The 16,411-nt window shown below is 70.5% G+C and carries 14 protein-coding genes; 8 read left to right on the top strand and 6 right to left on the bottom strand.

Annotation, left to right across the window (positions count from 1 at the left end; translation table 11 throughout):
* Nucleotides 1-93 precede the first annotated feature (93 nt).
* The 3 genes from Sco07f_RS06800 to Sco07f_RS06790 all read left to right on the top strand — a co-directional run bounded on the left by Sco07f_RS06800 (nt 94) and on the right by Sco07f_RS06790 (nt 3,762).
* Nucleotides 94-1,563: a VWA domain-containing protein gene (locus Sco07f_RS06800; RefSeq protein WP_108987248.1), complete on the top strand. Its 1,470-nt coding sequence runs from the start codon at nt 94-96 to the stop codon at nt 1,561-1,563.
* 114 nt (nt 1,564-1,677) lie between these two features.
* Nucleotides 1,678-3,294, top strand: a complete 1,617-nt coding sequence (gene metG, locus Sco07f_RS06795; RefSeq protein WP_087790208.1) for a methionine--tRNA ligase — start codon at nt 1,678-1,680, stop codon at nt 3,292-3,294.
* A 102-nt stretch (nt 3,295-3,396) separates the two neighbouring features.
* Nucleotides 3,397-3,762 carry a PH domain-containing protein gene (locus tag Sco07f_RS06790; RefSeq protein WP_007451662.1) on the top strand — a complete coding sequence of 122 codons (366 nt, stop codon included), beginning with the start codon at nt 3,397-3,399 and terminating at the stop codon, nt 3,760-3,762.
* 127 nt (nt 3,763-3,889) lie between these two features.
* Here the strand turns inward: Sco07f_RS06790 and aspS are convergent, their stop codons facing one another.
* The gene (gene aspS / locus Sco07f_RS06785) at nt 3,890-5,653 is read right to left on the bottom strand and encodes an aspartate--tRNA ligase (protein ID WP_054103017.1); all 1,764 of its coding nucleotides are present in this window, start codon (nt 5,651-5,653) and stop codon (nt 3,890-3,892) included.
* Between the two features lie 228 nt (nt 5,654-5,881).
* On the opposite strand from aspS, the gene Sco07f_RS06780 reads away from it, so the two are divergent.
* Nucleotides 5,882-8,047, top strand: a complete 2,166-nt coding sequence (locus Sco07f_RS06780) for a SpoIIE family protein phosphatase (protein ID WP_087790210.1) — start codon at nt 5,882-5,884, stop codon at nt 8,045-8,047.
* Here the strand turns inward: Sco07f_RS06780 and Sco07f_RS06775 are convergent.
* The 3 genes from Sco07f_RS06775 to Sco07f_RS06765 all read right to left on the bottom strand — a co-directional run bounded on the left by Sco07f_RS06775 (nt 7,978) and on the right by Sco07f_RS06765 (nt 10,692).
* Nucleotides 7,978-9,063, bottom strand: coding sequence for an AI-2E family transporter (locus tag Sco07f_RS06775; protein ID WP_108987247.1), 1,086 nt, complete (start codon nt 9,061-9,063; stop codon nt 7,978-7,980). The genes Sco07f_RS06780 and Sco07f_RS06775 overlap by 70 nt on opposite strands.
* A gap of 65 nt (nt 9,064-9,128) precedes the next feature.
* Complete coding sequence (locus tag Sco07f_RS06770; RefSeq protein WP_007451687.1) at nt 9,129-10,106, bottom strand: pirin family protein; 978 nt, start codon at nt 10,104-10,106, stop codon at nt 9,129-9,131.
* Between the two features lie 115 nt (nt 10,107-10,221).
* Nucleotides 10,222-10,692: an SseB family protein gene (locus tag Sco07f_RS06765; protein WP_003975142.1), complete on the bottom strand. Its 471-nt coding sequence runs from the start codon at nt 10,690-10,692 to the stop codon at nt 10,222-10,224.
* A 149-nt stretch (nt 10,693-10,841) separates the two neighbouring features.
* Here Sco07f_RS06765 and Sco07f_RS06760 point away from each other — a divergent pair, with 149 nt between their 5' ends.
* From Sco07f_RS06760 to Sco07f_RS06745, 4 genes are all read left to right on the top strand, one after another.
* Nucleotides 10,842-12,668 carry an acyl-CoA dehydrogenase gene (locus Sco07f_RS06760; RefSeq protein ID WP_007451657.1) on the top strand — a complete coding sequence of 609 codons (1,827 nt, stop codon included), beginning with the start codon at nt 10,842-10,844 and terminating at the stop codon, nt 12,666-12,668.
* 96 nt (nt 12,669-12,764) lie between these two features.
* Entirely contained in the window at nt 12,765-14,063 is a 1,299-nt protein-coding gene (locus Sco07f_RS06755) for a M18 family aminopeptidase (protein WP_087790214.1), read from the top strand.
* Nucleotides 14,064-14,177: 114 nt separating this feature from the next.
* The gene (locus Sco07f_RS06750) at nt 14,178-14,429 is read left to right on the top strand and encodes a DUF6458 family protein (RefSeq protein ID WP_007451652.1); all 252 of its coding nucleotides are present in this window, start codon (nt 14,178-14,180) and stop codon (nt 14,427-14,429) included.
* An 85-nt stretch (nt 14,430-14,514) separates the two neighbouring features.
* Entirely contained in the window at nt 14,515-15,009 is a 495-nt protein-coding gene (locus tag Sco07f_RS06745) for an LURP-one-related/scramblase family protein (RefSeq protein WP_007451650.1), read from the top strand.
* A 34-nt stretch (nt 15,010-15,043) separates the two neighbouring features.
* Here Sco07f_RS06745 and Sco07f_RS06740 read toward each other — a convergent pair whose 3' ends face one another.
* Together Sco07f_RS06740 and Sco07f_RS06735 are read right to left on the bottom strand one after the other, a co-directional pair.
* On the bottom strand, nt 15,044-15,502 hold the full coding sequence (locus Sco07f_RS06740; protein ID WP_108987246.1) for a DUF2867 domain-containing protein: 459 nt from the start codon (nt 15,500-15,502) through the stop codon (nt 15,044-15,046).
* Between the two features lie 79 nt (nt 15,503-15,581).
* Nucleotides 15,582-16,391: a carbon-nitrogen family hydrolase gene (locus Sco07f_RS06735; RefSeq protein ID WP_108987245.1), complete on the bottom strand. Its 810-nt coding sequence runs from the start codon at nt 16,389-16,391 to the stop codon at nt 15,582-15,584.
* Nucleotides 16,392-16,411 lie beyond the last annotated feature (20 nt).

Genomic DNA, 16,411 nt, shown 5'->3' with positions numbered 1-16,411 from the left:
ACCCTGCACAAGATCACAAGCCGGGACCGCTAACCTTACGTGTCCGTCCTGGCCAGGGATTGACGGCACCAACTCACTCGAAGGGTTGCGCACATGGGCATTCTCACTCTCCTGCGGAACGCGTTCGGCCGGTCACGCAAAGAACAGGCCGCCCCGGCGGAGGGTGCGACGCAGGAGACGGCACCGCCGGTCACCGCGCCGGAGCCGAAGCTCCCGTCCCAGCCCACCGCACCCGCGGAGCCGGCCGAGACCCCGGACCAGCCGGAGGCCGTTTCCCAGATCCCCGAGCCCCGCTCGGAACCCACCCCCGACGAACACGACCTCGTCAAGGCCGCCTTCACCAACATCACGGTCCCGAAGCCGACGGACCCGACGTCCGAGGAGCCGACCCCGTCCCCGGAACCGGAGCCGGCCCCCGAGCCGGAAGCAACGGCCCCCGAGCCGGAAGCAGAGGCAGCCCCCAAGCCGGAGCCGACCCCCGACCCGAAGCCGGAGCCGGAGCTGGACGCCAAGGCTGAGCCGGAGGCGGAAGCCAAGGCGGAGCCCGAGCCGGAAGCCAAGGCTGAGCCCGAGCCCGCACCGGAACCGGAACCCGAAGCGAAGGCGGAGCCGAAGGCCGATCCGGAACCGGAGCCGGAAGCCAAGGCGGAACCGAAGGCCGAGCCGGAACCGGAACCGGAACCCGAAGCCAAGGCGGAGCCGAAGGCCGAGCCGGAACCCGCAGCCGCCGACGGCGAGGACACCCCACAGGGGCCACCCGCACCCGACAACGAAGGCAGCACGGGCGGTGCGGGTGGGAACACGGACGCCGAAGGCGAAGCCGAGGCGTCCACAGCGGCCCTCCAGCCGGAGGCACCGCGTGGGAACACGGACGCCGAAGGCGAAGCCGAGGCGTCGAAACCCGCAACCCCCGCCGCGCGCATCCGCTCCCGCGCCCCCGCCCTCACCACCGCCTACAAGGCCGCCGGCACCACCCTCAAGAAGCACGACCTCACCGGCACCCGCGCCAAGGTCCACCTCGTCCTCGACCGCTCCGCCTCCATGCGCCCGTACTACAAGGACGGCTCCGCCCAGGCCCTCGCCGAGCAGACCCTCGCGCTCGCGGCGCACCTGGACCCCGAGGCCACGGTCCACGTCACGTTCTTCTCCACGGAAGTGGACGGCACCGGCGACCTCACCCTCACCGACCACGAGAACAAGATCGACGAGCTCCACGCAGCGCTCGGCCGCATGGGCCGCACCAGCTACCACGCCGCCGTCGAGGCGGTCCTCGCCCACCACACCGAGGAAGCGGACCCCGGCACCCCCGCCTTGGTGATCTTCCAGACCGACGGCGCCCCCGACGCCAAGACCCCCGCCACCCAGTCCCTCACCGACGCGGCGGCGAACCACCCGAACGTCCACTTCTCCTTCGTCGCCTTCGGTGACCCGGAGAACAAGGCCTTCGACTACCTCCGCAAGCTCAAGACGGGCAACGCCTCCCACTTCCTGGCCGGCGAGACCCCGAAGGAGCTCACCGACAAGGAACTGTACGAGGGCGTCCTGGCCACCTGGCGCCCGTAGCCGGACCGCACGGCCGTACGCAGACTCCTCGGGGGGTGGACGGAGAGGAACCCCTCCGTCCACCCCCCGAAACGCGTGTGAGTCGATCTCCACCGGGCCAGTAGGATTTCGACCATGGCGGCCACTGGATCAGAGAAGCAGGGGGCGAAGGCGTACTACGTCTCGACCCCCATTTACTACGTCAACGACGCTCCTCACCTGGGCCACGCCTATACGACCGTCGCAGGCGACGTGCTCACCCGCTGGCACCGCCAGCGCGGTGAGAAGGTGTGGTACCTCACCGGCACGGACGAGCACGGTCAGAAGATCATGCGTACGGCCGAGGCGAACGGGGTCACCCCGCAGGCCTGGGCCGACAAGCTCGTCACGGAGGCCTGGAAGCCCCTGTGGGAGCACCTCGACATCGCGAACGACGACTTCATCCGCACCACGCAGAAGCGGCACACCGACCGCGTCCAGGAGTTCGTGCAGGACCTGTACGACAAGGACGAGATCTACAAGGGCGGCTACGAGGGCCCGTACTGCGTGGGCTGCGAGGAGTACAAGCTCCCCGGCGAGCTGCTCGACGGCGAGGGCGAGTACGCGGGCCAGAAGCTGTGCCCGATCCACAAGAAGCCGGTGGAGATCCTCAGCGAGGAGAACTACTTCTTCAAGCTGAGCGAGTACAGCGAGAAGCTGCTCGCGCACTACGAGGCCAACCCGGGCTTCATCCAGCCCGAGTCCGCGCGCAACGAGGTCGTGAATTTCGTCCGCCAGGGCCTCCAGGACCTCTCCATCTCCCGCTCGACCTTCGACTGGGGCGTGCCGGTGCCCTGGGACGACAAGCACGTCATCTACGTGTGGGTCGACGCCCTGCTGAACTACGCCACGGCGGTCGGCTACAACGAGAACCCGGAGAAGTTCGAGTCGACGTTCCCGGCCGACGTGCACCTGGTCGGCAAGGACATCCTCCGCTTCCACGCGATCATCTGGCCGGCCATGCTGATGGCGCAGGGCCTGCCCCTGCCCGGGAAGATCGCCGCGAACGGCTGGCTGATGGTCGGCGGCGAGAAGATGTCGAAGTCCAACCTGACCGGCATCAAGCCGCAGGACCTGACCTCGCACTTCGGTGTGGACGCGTACCGCTGGTACTTCCTGCGCGCGATCGCCTTCGGTCAGGACGGCAGCTTCTCCTGGGAGGACTTCTCCGCCCGCTACACCAGCGAGCTGGCCAACGACTACGGCAACCTCGCCTCCCGCGTGGCGGCCATGGTCAACAAGTACTTCGGCGGCGCGCTGCCGGCGGCGACGGCCGACGGCGACGCCGAGAAGGCCATCCACGACGGCCTGACCAAGGCCGTGACCGAGGCCGACCGGAAGATCGGCGAGGAGCTGGACTTCCAGGGCGGCATCCTGGCGGTCTTCGACTTCGTCAAGCAGGTCAACGGCTACATCACCGAGCAGGAGCCCTGGAAGGTCGCGAAGGACGACAGCCCGGAGGGCAAGGCCCGCCTGGCGACGATCCTCTACACGGCCGCGGAAGCGCTCCGTGCCGTGGCGGTCCTCCTGAACCCGATCATGCCGGACACCTCCCAGAAGCTCTGGGACTCCCTCGGCGCCGAGCCCTCCCTGGGCGCCCTCGCGGACCAGCAGGTCCAGCACGCGGCCGACTGGGGCCGGCTCCCCGCCGGCGCCACGGTCACCAAGGGCGCGGTCCTCTTCCCCCGTCTCGAGGAGAAGCCGACGGCGTAACACGCTCGCTACAGCAGGGGCCCGGGAGAGGCAGCAGCTTCTCCCGGGCCCTCCGTGTTTGCGAGGATCGTACAAACAAGCAGCTCACGTGGGGGGACATCCATGGCACTCTTCGGCAACGCGCACAGCATCGACCCGGCCCAGGCGCAGCAGGAGTACGCGCGCCTGCTCGGCCACGGCGAGCAGGTCCACGCGGCCTACCTGCTGATCCGCGACACCATCCTGTTCACCGACCGGCGCCTCATCCTGATCGACAAGCAGGGCATCACCGGCAAGAAGACCGAGTACCACTCGATCCCGTACCGCAGCATCACGCACTTCGCGGTCGAGACGGCCGGCCACTTCGACCTCGACGCCGAACTGAAGATCTGGCTCTCCGGCTCCCAGGCCCCCATCCAGAAGACCTTCACCAAGGGCGTCGACATCTACGAGGTCCAGGCGATCCTCACCCAGTTCGTGGCCCGCTGACGCGAGCACCCGGAGGCTCGCGCCCGTGTTCGAGGCACTGGGCGCAACTTGTCCGTCCACGGCGTAGGGCCCGGCACCGGAGATCGATCCGGTGCCGGGCCCTACGCCGTGCCTTGCCGTCGGCGGACTACTTCGGCTGCGGCTTGCGCACCGTCAGGTGCAGTTCCCTCAGCCGGGTCTCGTCCAGCTCGGTCGGGGCGCCCATCATCAGGTCCTGGGCGTTGCCGTTGAGCGGGAAGGCGATGGTTTCGCGGATGTTGGGCTCGTCGGCCAGCAGCATGACGATGCGGTCGACGCCGGGGGCGATGCCACCGTGGGGCGGGGCGCCGAAGCGGAGGGCGCGCAGCATGCCGGCGAACTCGCGCTCGACGGTCTCCGCGTCGTAGCCGGCGATCTCGAAGGCCTTGAGCATGATCTCCGGCTCGTGGTTCCGGATCGCGCCGGAGGACAGCTCGACACCGTTGCAGACGATGTCGTACTGCCAGGCCAGGACGTCCAGCGGGTCCTGGTTCTCCAGGGCGTCCATGCCGCCCTGCGGCATCGAGAACGGGTTGTGGGAGAAGTCGATCTTCCCCGTCTCCTCGTCCTTCTCGTACATCGGGAAGTCGACGATCCAGCAGAAGCGGAAGACGTTCTCCTCGAAGTGGCCGGCGCGCTTGGCGGCCTCGACGCGGACCGCGCCCATGATCTTGGAGACCTCGTCGAACTCGCCCGCGCCGAAGAACACCGCGTGGCCGGCGGCCAGCGAGAGCCGCTTGGTCAGCTCCGCGACGTTCTCCTCGGTGAGGAACTTGGCGATCGGGCCGGACAGCTTGCCGTCCTCGCCGACGCGGACCCAGGCCAGGCCCTTCGCACCCTGCGAGACGGCGTAGTCGCCGAGCTGGTCGAAGAACTTGCGGGGCTGCGCCGAGACGTCCGGGACGGGCAGCGCGCGCACGTGCTTGCCGGCGAAGGCCTTGAACTCCGAGCCCTCGAAGACGTCGGTGATGTCGACCAGCTCCAGCTGGGCGCGCAGGTCCGGCTTGTCGGAGCCGTACTTCAGCATCGCCTCGCGGAACGGGATGCGCGGGAACGGAGACGTCACCTCGCGGCCGTTGCCGAACTCCGTGAACAGCTCCGTCATGAGCCGCTCGATCGGCTGGAAGACGTCCTCCTGCTCGACGAAGCTCATCTCGACGTCGAGCTGGTAGAACTCGCCCGGCGAGCGGTCGGCGCGGGCGTCCTCGTCGCGGAAGCAGGGCGCGATCTGGAAGTACCGGTCGAAGCCCGAGATCATCAGCAGCTGCTTGAACTGCTGCGGCGCCTGCGGCAGGGCGTAGAAGCGGCCCGCGTGCAGGCGGGAGGGGACCACGAAGTCGCGGGCGCCCTCGGGGGAGGTGGCGGTGAGGATGGGCGTCGCCATCTCGTTGAAGCCGAGGGTCACCATCTTGTGCCGGATGGCGGAGATGACCGAGGTGCGCAGCATGATGTTGCGGTGCATGCGCTCGCGGCGCAGGTCCAGGAAGCGGTACTCCAGGCGCCGCTCCTCGTTGACCCCGTCCTCGGTGTTGATGGTGAAGGGCAGCGGCTGGGCGGCACCGAGCAGCTCGACCTCGCCCACCTCGACCTCGACCTCGCCGGTGGGCAGGTCGGGGTTGATGTTGTCGGCGCCGCGGGAGACGACCTTGCCGTCGACCCGAACGGTCGATTCCTTGGTCAGCTTGTCCAGCGCCTCGTAGGCCTCGGTGCCCGGACGGGCGACGAGCTGCGTGATGCCGTGGTGATCGCGCAGATCGATGAAGAGGATGCCGCCCAGGTCGCGCCGATTGTGCAGCCAGCCACTCAGTCGGACGTCGGTACCGACGTCAGAGGAGCGGAGCTCGCCGCAGGTGTGGGACCTGTACCGATGCATCGTCGTTCATCCAGCCTTCGCGGATCGGGGATGGCGTTTCGCGTTTCACGTGAAACAACCCCAGCGTACCGGGCAGCCACGCCTGCCTTCCTCCCCATTGACTCGCCATGGCCCCGCCTCGCGGCCGCTCCGGGGTGGCCCCGGGGCCGCTCCGGTGCCGCTCCGGTGCCGCTCCGGTGCCGCCGCGAGCGGTGGCAGCGTCCGATCACCTCTTCTTAAAGTGGGGCAATGCGTACTGGTGAGCCCCTGCCCGAGGTGGGGGACGTCCTCGCCGCCCTCGCGACCGGACTGTGGCACTGGGACACCGCCACGGGTGAGGTCACGGTGGACGGGGAGGCCGCCCGCCTGCTCGGGCTGCCCGCCGAACCGGCGACCCTCACGGAGGCACAGGTACGGGCCCGGTTGCATCCGGTGGACTGGAACGAGATCACCGGGGTGGTCCAGCTCGCCGTCGCCGAGGGGACCCTCGCCGAGGTCCGCATCCGGATCATGGACGAGCGCGGCCATGTCGTCCGGGTCGTACGCAGCCGCTCCAAGCCCTCCTTCGACTCCGCGCGCAAGGCATACGTGCTGACCGGCACCCTCCAGGAGGTCGCCGAGCCGAGGCCGGGCACCCCCGCCGGGCGCAGCGCGGTCACCGGCGAGTGGCGCCGCTCGCGGGAGGCCTTCCTGCTGGACGCGGGCCGGGCGCTGGCCGAGGCGCGGTCCACCGAGGAGGTGCTGCGGGTCGCGGCCGGGCTGTCGATGCCGGGGTTCTCCCCGGACGGCCTCGCGGTGTTCGGGGTGTCGGGGGACCGGCTGACCGTCATCGGCCACCACGGGCAGCCCCAGAACGACATGAACCCGTTCGTCGACATGCCGCTGGAGACGGACTACCCGGCCGCCGAGGTGGTGCGCACCGGCCGGGCCGTCTATCTCTCCTCCCCCGGGCAGTACCGGCACCGCTACCCCCTCACCTGGCCCCTCGCCGAGCGCTTCGGCCGCCATTCCTGGGCCTTCCTCCCCCTGACGGTGGCGGGCCGCACCATGGGTGCCTGGATGGCGGCCTTCACCTACCCGGTCGCCTTCACTCCCGACGAGCGCTCGGTGCTGACCACGGTGGCCCGGATGCTGGCCCAGGCCCTGTCCCGGGCGGGCGCCGCCGAGAACCAGCGGGAGCTGGCCGAGGGGTTGCAGCGCTCCATGCTGCCGATGCTCGGCCCGGAGATCCCCGGCATGGACGTCGCCGCCCGCTACGTCCCCACCGGCGGCGGCCTCCAGGTGGGCGGGGACTGGTACGACATGATCCCGCTGCCCGGGGGCCGTTTCGCGCTGGTGATCGGCGACGTCCAGGGGCACGACGTGCGGGCGGCCGGGCTGATGGGCCAGCTGCGCATCGCCCTGCGCGCCTACGCCTCCGAGGGCCACCGCCCCGACGCGGTGCTCGCCCGCGCCTCCCACTTCTTCCACGGCCTCGCCGCCTCCGCGGACGACCCCGGCGACCTGCGCTTCGCGACCTGCTACTACGCCGAGGTCGACCCCGCCACCGGCACCGTGGAGAGCGCCCGCGCGGGGCATCTGGACCCGGTCGTGCGCATGGCGGACGGCACGGCGCTGATCCTCGCCACGGCGGGCGGGCTGCCGCTGGGCATCGACCCGGACTCCGACTACCCGACGACGCGCCTCGCCCTGGAGCCCGGGGACACCCTGATGCTGTGCACGGACGGCCTGGTCGAGACCGGCGGCCACGATCTGCAGAGCGGCTGGCACCGTCTGCGGGTGATCCTGGAGGAACACGCGGGCGGCCTGGAGGAGCTGGCCGACGCGCTGGTCCAGGCCGTGCACGGGCCCTCCTCGCACCACACCGTCGGCCCGCTGTCCGACCGCCGCGAGGACGACATCGCGCTGTTGCTGCTGTGCCGGCAGGGCGAGGGCTGCGGCTGCGGGGAGAGCACCGCGGTCCGGGCGCCGGTGCGCCGCACGATGCTGACGGTCGCCCAGGCCGAGCCGGCGCGGATCGCCACCGCCCGGCAGCACCTGCGCGACCTGCTGCACGACTGGCCGGGCGAGGAACAGCGGGACGCGGCGGTACTGCTGCTCTCCGAGATGCTGACGAACGTCCTGGTCCACACCGACACCGACGCCCTGCTGGTCGCCGAGGTCGTCGGGGAGCCTGGCGACCGGCGGATCCGGGTGGAGGTCACCGACAACGGCGACGACCTGCCGCACAAACGCCGGCCGGGGGAGATGGCCTCCTCCGGACGCGGGCTGATGCTGATCGAGCTGCTCGCGGACGCCTGGGGCGTCGCACCGCGCGGCGAGGGCAAGAGCATCTGGTACGAGATCTACGAGTCCGCGGCCCCCGGCGAGGGCTGCGGCCCCGCGCCCGGCCCGGGGGCGGCCGCGGCCTCGTAACGCCCCTGGAGCTCGTGCACGATCCCGAACGCCGCCGCGGTCAGGGGCACGGCGAGGAGCATCCCGAGGATGCCCGCCACCGAGGCGCCCGCGGTGAGCGCGAGGAGCACGACGGCCGGGTGCATCTGGACGGTACGGCTCTGGATCATCGGCTGGAGTACATGTCCCTCCAGCACCTGCACGGCCAGCACCACGCCGAGCGCCCACAGCGCGACGACGAACCCCCGGTCGGCCAGCGCCACCAGCACGGCGACGGCACCGGAGATGAACGCGCCGAGGTAGGGGATGTAGGCGCCGACGAAGACCAGCGCCCCGAGCCCGACCGCGCCGGGCACGCGCAGGACGAGCAGCCCGACCGTGATGCAGACCGCGTCGATGAGGGCGATCAGGGTGGTGCCCCGCATGAAGCCCTCGACGGCACCGAACGCCCGCCGGGCCATGGCCTCGACCATGTCGGCGCCGCCGGGCGGGGCGACGGCGCGCACCGTGCCGACGGCCCGGTCGGAGTCGCGCAGGAAGAAGAAGACGAGGAGCAGGGCGAGGACGGCCATGGCCATCATCTCGCCGACGACGCTGATCCCGCTCACCACGCCCGAGGCGGCCGTCCCCCCGAACTTGCCCATCAGCTCCCGGGCGTTGGAGGCGACGTCGTCCAGGGAGGTCCCCGCCGCGCCGAAGTGGTCGGCGACGCCCTTCGCCGCGTGCCGGAGCGAGGCGATGATCTGGTCGCCGGTCTCGATGAGCGCGGAGACCACGATGTACACGGCCCCGCCGACCACCGCCAGCACGGCGACGCAGGTCAGCCCGGCGGCCAGCGACCGCTGCACGTGGGCCTTCACCAGCCGCCGGTGCAGCGGCCGGAGCAGGGCGGTGCCGAGCAGCGCGAGCAGCGCCGGAGTCACCGCGGTGCGGAACTCGACGCAGAGCCTGACAGCGACGTAGACGACACCGCTGGCGAGCAGGACGACGGCGCACCAGGCGGCGAACCGGCGCACCGGACCGGGGAGCAGCTGCACGTCCCCAGCCGATCACGCGCCGGGCGGGCTGTCCTGCGTGGACGGCCCGCCCGGGTGACGCGCGGTCAGGCGCCGGGGCCCTCGTCCGACATCCCGTGCACGGCCGGGACGGTGCCCAGGCGGCCCTTCTGGAAGTCCTCGAAGGCCTGCATCAGCTCGTCCTTGGTGTTCATCACGAACGGGCCGTAGTGGGCCATCGGCTCCCGGATCGGCCGCCCGCCGAGCAGCACGACCTCCAGGTCCGGGGTGTGCGCGTCCTGCTTCTCGTCCGCGCGGACGGTCAGCGAGCCCCCGGCGCCGAAGACGGCCGTCTGCCCGAGGTGGATCGGACGCCGCTCGGCACCCACCGACCCGCGCCCGGCCATGACGTAGGCGAGGCCGTTGAAGTCCTCGCGCCAGGGCAGGGTGACCTCGGCGCCCGGCGCCAGCGTCGCGTGGACCATCGTGATCGGCGTGTGCGTGATGCCGGGGCCGTCGTGCCCGTCCAGCTCACCGGCGATGACGCGCAGCAGCGCGCCGCCGTCCGGGGAGGTGAGCAGCTGGACGCTGCCGCTGCGGATGTCCTGGTACCGGGGGGCCATCATCTTGTCCTTGGCCGGCAGGTTCACCCACAGCTGGAGCCCGTGGAACAGCCCGCCGGACATCACCAGCTGCTCCGGCGGCGCCTCGATGTGCAGCAGGCCGGAGCCGGCCGTCATCCACTGGGTGTCGCCGTTGGTGATGGTGCCGCCACCGCCGTTGGAGTCCTGGTGGTCGAAGATCCCGTCGATGATGTAGGTGACGGTCTCGAAGCCGCGGTGCGGGTGCCAGGGGGTGCCCTTGGGCTCTCCGGGCGCGTACTCCACCTCACCCATCTGGTCCATCATGATGAACGGGTCGAGATGGCGGTAGTTGATCCCGGCGAACGCGCGGCGCACCGGGAACCCCTCACCCTCGAAACCGCTGGGCGCGGTCGTGACGGTGAGCACGGGGCGTGCGACGGCGTCGGCGGACGCGGATACGCGGGGCAGCGTCAGCGGGTTCTCGACGGTCACGGCAGGCATGTCGACCTCCTCGGGCGGCGTGCGCCCCACTTTAGTTGAGCATTGAACTTCTTGCCACCTCAAACAGAGAGAGCCCGGAGGGCATTCCCTCCGGGCTCGCAGCGACGACGACAGGTCAGCCGTACATGCGCCGCATGGCAAAATCGACCATCTGTTCGACGGCTTTCGCGTCGAAGACCATCCGGTGCTCGCCCTCCATGTCCAGGACGAAGCCGTAGCCGGTCGGCAGCAGGTCGATCACCTCCGCGCCGGTGATCACGAAGTACTTCGACTCCTTGCCCGCGTACCGGCGCAGCTCCTTCAGGCCGGTGAACATCGGGATCACCGGCTGCTGGGTGTTGTGCAGCGCGAGGAAGCCGGGATTGTCGCCGCGCGGGCAGTAGACCTTCGAGGTCGCGAAGATCTGCTGGAAGTCCTCGGCGGACATCTGCCCGGTGGTGAAGGCGCGCACCGCGTCCGCGAGCGAGGGCGGGGACGGCTCGGGGTACAGCGGCGGCTGCTGCCCGTACCCGCCGCCCATCGGCTGCTGCGGGGGCGGGGCGTACTGCTGCTGCTGTTGGCCCGCGGTCTGGTCGTAGCCGTACATGCAGCACAGAGTAACGAGTAACGAGTCACAGATGGGCGGCCCGGGGTTGCTTCTTATTACCGACGGGTAGCATCATCGTAGCTACTAGTTGGTACGTGTACGGATGCGAGGAGCGAGTGCCTCGCCGATCTCTCAACGGAGCCGTCGCCATGGGGCACTACAAGCCGAATCTCCGGGACATCGAGTTCAACCTCTTCGAGGTGCTCGGCCGTGACAAGGTCTACGGCACGGGCCCGTTCGCGGAGATGGACACCGACACCGCCAAGAGCGTCCTCGAGGAGCTGACCCGCCTCTCCGAGAACGAGCTGGCCGAGTCCTTCGCCGACGCCGACCGCAACCCGCCGGTCTTCGACCCGGAGACCAACACGGCACCGGTCCCGGCGTCCTTCAAGAAGAGCTACCAGGCCTTCATGGACTCCGAGTACTGGCGGCTCGGCCTGCCCGAGGAGATCGGCGGCACCACCTCGCCGCGCTCCCTGATCTGGGCGTACGCGGAGCTGATCCTGGGCGCCAACCCGGCCGTGTGGATGTACTCCTCGGGCCCGGCGTTCGCCGGCATCCTCTTCGAGGAGGGCAACGAGGTCCAGAAGCACATCGCCTCGGTCGCCGTCGAGAAGCAGTGGGGCTCCACCATGGTCCTCACCGAGCCGGACGCCGGTTCGGACGTGGGCGCCGGGCGCACCAAGGCCGTGCAGCAGGAGGACGGCTCCTGGCACATCGAGGGCGTGAAGCGCTTCATCACGTCCGGCGAGCACGACATGTCGGAGAACATCCTCCACTACGTCCTCGCCCGCCCCGAGGGCGCCGGCCCCGGTACCAAGGGCCTGTCGCTCTTCCTGGTCCCCAAGTACGAGTTCGACTTCGAGACCGGCGAGCTGGGCGAGCGCAACGGCGTCTACGCCACCAACGTCGAGCACAAGATGGGCCTGAAGGCCTCCAACACCTGCGAGATGACCTTCGGCGACCGCCACCCCGCCAAGGGCTGGCTGATCGGCGACAAGCACGACGGCATCCGCCAGATGTTCCGCATCATCGAGTTCGCCCGCATGATGGTCGGCACGAAGGCGATCTCCACCCTCTCCACGGGCTACCTCAACGCCCTGGAGTACGCCAAGGAGCGCGTCCAGGGCCCCGACCTGGCCAACTTCATGGACAAGGCGGCCCCCAAGGTCACCATCACGCACCACCCGGACGTGCGCCGCTCCCTCATGACGCAGAAGGCGTACGCCGAGGGCATGCGCGCGCTGGTGATGTACACCGCCTCCGTCCAGGACGAGATCCAGGTCAAGGAGGCGAACGGCGAGGACGCCTCGACCGAGCACGCCCTCAACGACCTGCTCCTGCCGATCGTGAAGGGCTACGGCTCGGAGAAGGCGTACGAGCAGCTCGCGCAGTCGCTCCAGACCTTCGGCGGCTCCGGGTTCCTCCAGGAGTACCCGATCGAGCAGTACATCCGCGACGCCAAGATCGACACCCTGTACGAGGGCACCACGGCGATCCAGGGCCAGGACTTCTTCTTCCGGAAGATCGTCCGCAACCAGGGCGCCGCGCTGAACTCGCTCGCCGAGGACATCAAGAAGTTCCTGGCGCTCGCCACCGGCGGCGAGGAGCTGTCCGGCGCCCGCGAGCACCTGGCCAAGGCCGCCGTCGAGCTGGAGGCCATCGTCGGCCTGATGCTCACCGACCTCGCCGCCACCGAGCAGGACGTCAAGAACATCTACAAGGTGGGCCTGAACACCACCCGCCTGCTCCAGGCCTCCGGCGACGTGATCGTCGGCTACCTGCTCCTCAAGGGCGCCGCGATCGCCGCCGAGAAGCTACCGACCGCGTCCGCGAAGGACAAGGCCTTCTACACCGGCAAGATCGCCGCGGCGAAGTTCTTCGCGGCGAACGTCCTGCCCGGCCTCACCCTGGCCCGCAAGGTCGCCCAGGGCGTCGAGCTGGACCTGATGGAGCTGGACGAGGCCGCCTTCTAGGACCGGCCCGGCCCCTCCACCAATTCCACACACCCCGACGAGGGCCCGCTCCCGCTCCACGGGAAGCGGGTCCTCGTACGTCGTTAAGGTGAACCCATGAGCGCACCCTCCCGCTTCGACCGCGGCCACACCGACGACCTGATGACCTTCCTGTCGGCGAGCCCGACCCCGTACCACGCCGTGGCGAGTGCCGCCGAGCGGCTGGAGAAGGCCGGCTTCCGCCAGGTCTCGGAGACCGACGCGTGGGAGGGGACGAGCGGCGGCAAGTACGTGCTGCGCGGCGGCGCGATCGTCGCCTGGTACGTCCCGGAGGGCGCCGCAGCCCACACCCCCTTCCGCATCGTCGGCGCCCACACCGACTCCCCCAACCTGCGCGTCAAGCCCCGCCCGGACACCGGGGCGCACGGCTGGCGCCAGGTCGCCGTGGAGATCTACGGCGGCCCGCTGATGAACTCCTGGCTCGACCGCGACCTGGGCCTGGCCGGCCGCCTCTCGCTGCGCGACGGCTCGACGCGCCTGGTCGACGTGGACCGCCCGCTGCTGCGCGTCCCGCAGCTCGCCATCCACATGGACCGCAACGTCACCGCGGACGGCCTCAAGCTCGACAAGCAGCGCCACCTCCAGCCCGTCTGGGGCCTGGGCGACAGCGTGCGCGACGGCGACCTGATCGCCTTCCTGGAGGACGAGGCGGGCCTCGCCCGCGGCGAGGTCACCGGCTGGGACCTGATGACGCACTCCGTGGAACCCCCGGCGTACCTGGGCCGCGACCGGGAGCTGGTGGCGGGACCGCGGATGGACAACCTGCTGTCCGTGCACGCCGGTACGGCCGCCCTGGCCGCCGTCGCCACGTCCGGCGCCGACCTGCCGTACATCCCCGTCCTGGCCGCCTTCGACCACGAGGAGACCGGCTCCCAGTCGGACACGGGCGCCGACGGACCGCTGCTCGGCGGCGTGCTGGAGCGATCAGTGTTCGCCCGCGGCGGCTCCTACGAGGACCGCGCGCGTGCCTTCGCCGGCACGGTCTGCCTGTCCTCCGACACGGGCCACGCCGTCCACCCCAACTACGCGGAGCGCCACGACCCGACGCACCACCCGCGCGTCAACGGCGGCCCGATCCTCAAGGTCAACGTCAACAACCGCTACGCCACCGACGGTTCGGGCCGCGCCGTGTTCGCCGCGGCCTGCGAGAAGGCGGACATCCCCTTCCAGACCTTCGTCTCCAACAACTCCATGCCGTGCGGCACCACCATCGGCCCCATCACCGCGGCCCGGCACGGCATCAGCACCGTCGACATCGGCGTGGCCATCCTGTCGATGCACAGCGCCCGAGAGTTGTGCGGCGCCGACGACCCGCACCTGCTGGCCAACGCGCTGGTGGCGTTCCTCCAGCCGTAGCCCCCACCGCGCAACAGGTCCCCACGGCATGAGGGTTGAGGCCCTGGGTACCCGCACGGAACCGGATCGGCCGGAAAGCCGGAACCGACCGGATCTGACAGGGAGGCAACACTCATGGGCCTCGGCGGGTGCATCATCCTCATCGCCGTGGGAGCCATCCTCACGTTCGCGACCGACTGGGACATGCAGGGCGTCAACCTCGACCTGGTCGGCGTGATCTTCATGGTCGTCGGCCTGATCGGCGTCGCGACGTTCAGCAGCATCGCCCGGCGCCGCCGCGTCGTGATGCCACCGGCGACCCCGGTCGTCGAGGACCGGCCCCACCACCACACGCAGGACGGCTACCGCGACGGTTACGGCGCCTGAGCCGCCCGGACGCACACCGCGGCGCAGTCAGCCTGTCGGCCTACCGGCCGCGTTCCGCGGCGCCCGGCGGGGAAGCGGTCAGAGCATGAGATTCCTCGTGTACGACCGGCTCCTCGGCATCGGCGACGACTACTGGATCGAGGACGACCGCGGTAACAAGGTCTTCCTCGTCGACGGCAAGGCGCTGCGGCTGCGGGACACCTGGGAGCTGAAGGACGCCCAGGGGCGTGTCCTCATCGACATCCACCAGAAGATGTTCGCCCTGCGCGACACCATGGTGATCGAGCGGGACGGCGAGCCCCTGGCACGCCTCAAGCGGAAACGTCTCTCCCTGCTGCGCAACCACTACCGGGTCACCCTGGCCGACGGCACCGAACTGGACGTCAGCGGCAAGATCCTCGACCGGGAGTTCGCCATCGAGTACGACGGCGAACTCCTGGCCGTCGTCTCCCGGCGCTGGCTGACCCTCCGGGACACCTACGGCGTGGACGTCGTACGGGACGACGCGGACCCGGCGCTGCTGATCGCCCTCACGGTGTGCGTGATCCACCTGGCGGAGAAGGAACGGGAGGACGACTGAGCGGCCCGCGCGTCTCCGGCACGGCCGGGGCTCCTCAGGCCGTCCGGCGGACGGCGCGGCCGAGGAGCAGGGGCACGGCCAGGTGGTGCACGGGTGCGGCCAGGAACCACAGCACCCGGCCGGCCCGGCGTTCGTAGTGCGCGTAGGTCGCCCAGAGCAGCCGGGCGTCGTCGACGGTCACGACGTTGCGCACGGTCAGCGACGGTGCGCGGGCCTCCAGGGCGACCCGGTCCGGTCCGGTCTCCAGCACGCGCCAGCCCACCACGTGCCGCCGCGAGGCGCGCGGTCCCAGCCGCAGCCCCAGCACGCCCGCCCAGCCCGCACGGATCAGTTCGCGCAGGATCACCGGAACGTCCTCGTAGCTGGCGCGCACCCATTCCTCGGGCGCCAGCGGGGGAAGCCCGGCGGCCGGAAGTTCGAACGCCGTCGCGAAGTGGGCGTCGGCGGGGTCCACCCGGACGCGGCGAATCGTGGAGGAACCGGTGTTTCTCATACCGGAATCCTCGGCCGGTCACCCGGAAGGTCAAACCCGACGCACGACACGACACGTCACACGACGTCCACACCACGCGTCACACGGCGGGCTCCGCGCTCGGCGGCTCCAGGCCCAGCACCCGGTCCTTCAGGGCCGGGAACTGCTCCCGGGTCCGCGCCACCTTCGACGGGTCGAAGTCCACCGTGAGGACCTCCTCGTCCGCACCGGCCTCCGCCAGCACCTCGCCCCAGGGATCCACCACGATCGAGTGACCCGCCTGCGGAACCCCCGCGTGCGTACCGGCCGTTCCACAGGCGAGGACGTACGCCTGGTTCTCCACCGCCCGCGCCCGGGCCAGCAGCGTCCAGTGGGACCGGCGGCGCTCCGGCCAGCCCGCCGGCACGACGAGGGTCTCGGCGCCTCGGTCGACGAGGGAGCGGAAGAGTTCGGGGAAGCGGAGGTCGTAGCAGGTCGCCACGCCGAGGGTGGTGGTGTCCGCCAGCCGGACCGTCACCGGCTCGTGCCCCGCGCCCATCAGCACGGCCTCGCCCTTGTCGAAGCCGAAGCGGTGAATCTTGCGGTAGGAGGCGGCCAGGTCGCCGGAGGGGGAGAGGACGAGGGAGGTGTTGTACAGCCGGCCGTCCGCACCGCGCTCGGGAACCGACCCCGCGTGCAGCCACACGCCCGCGTCGGCCGCCGCCTTCGCCATCGCCTCGTACGTCGGTCCCCGCAGCGGCTCGGCCGCCGCGTCGAACGCGTCGAAGGCGAAAGCACCCGTGGTCCACAGCTCCGGCAGCACGACGAGATCGGCGCCTGCCTGCTCCCTCACCAGAGCAGCCGCCCGCAGGCGACGCGCTTCGACCGTTTCGTCCTCGTTCACGGCGATTTGGATCAAAGAGGCGCGCACACTACCACCGTCCTGGCATT

This window comes from Streptomyces coelicoflavus, assembly GCF_003112555.1.
GTDB classification, from domain to species: domain Bacteria; phylum Actinomycetota; class Actinomycetes; order Streptomycetales; family Streptomycetaceae; genus Streptomyces; species Streptomyces coelicoflavus.
This window is presented reverse-complemented; position numbering and strand designations above follow the sequence as displayed.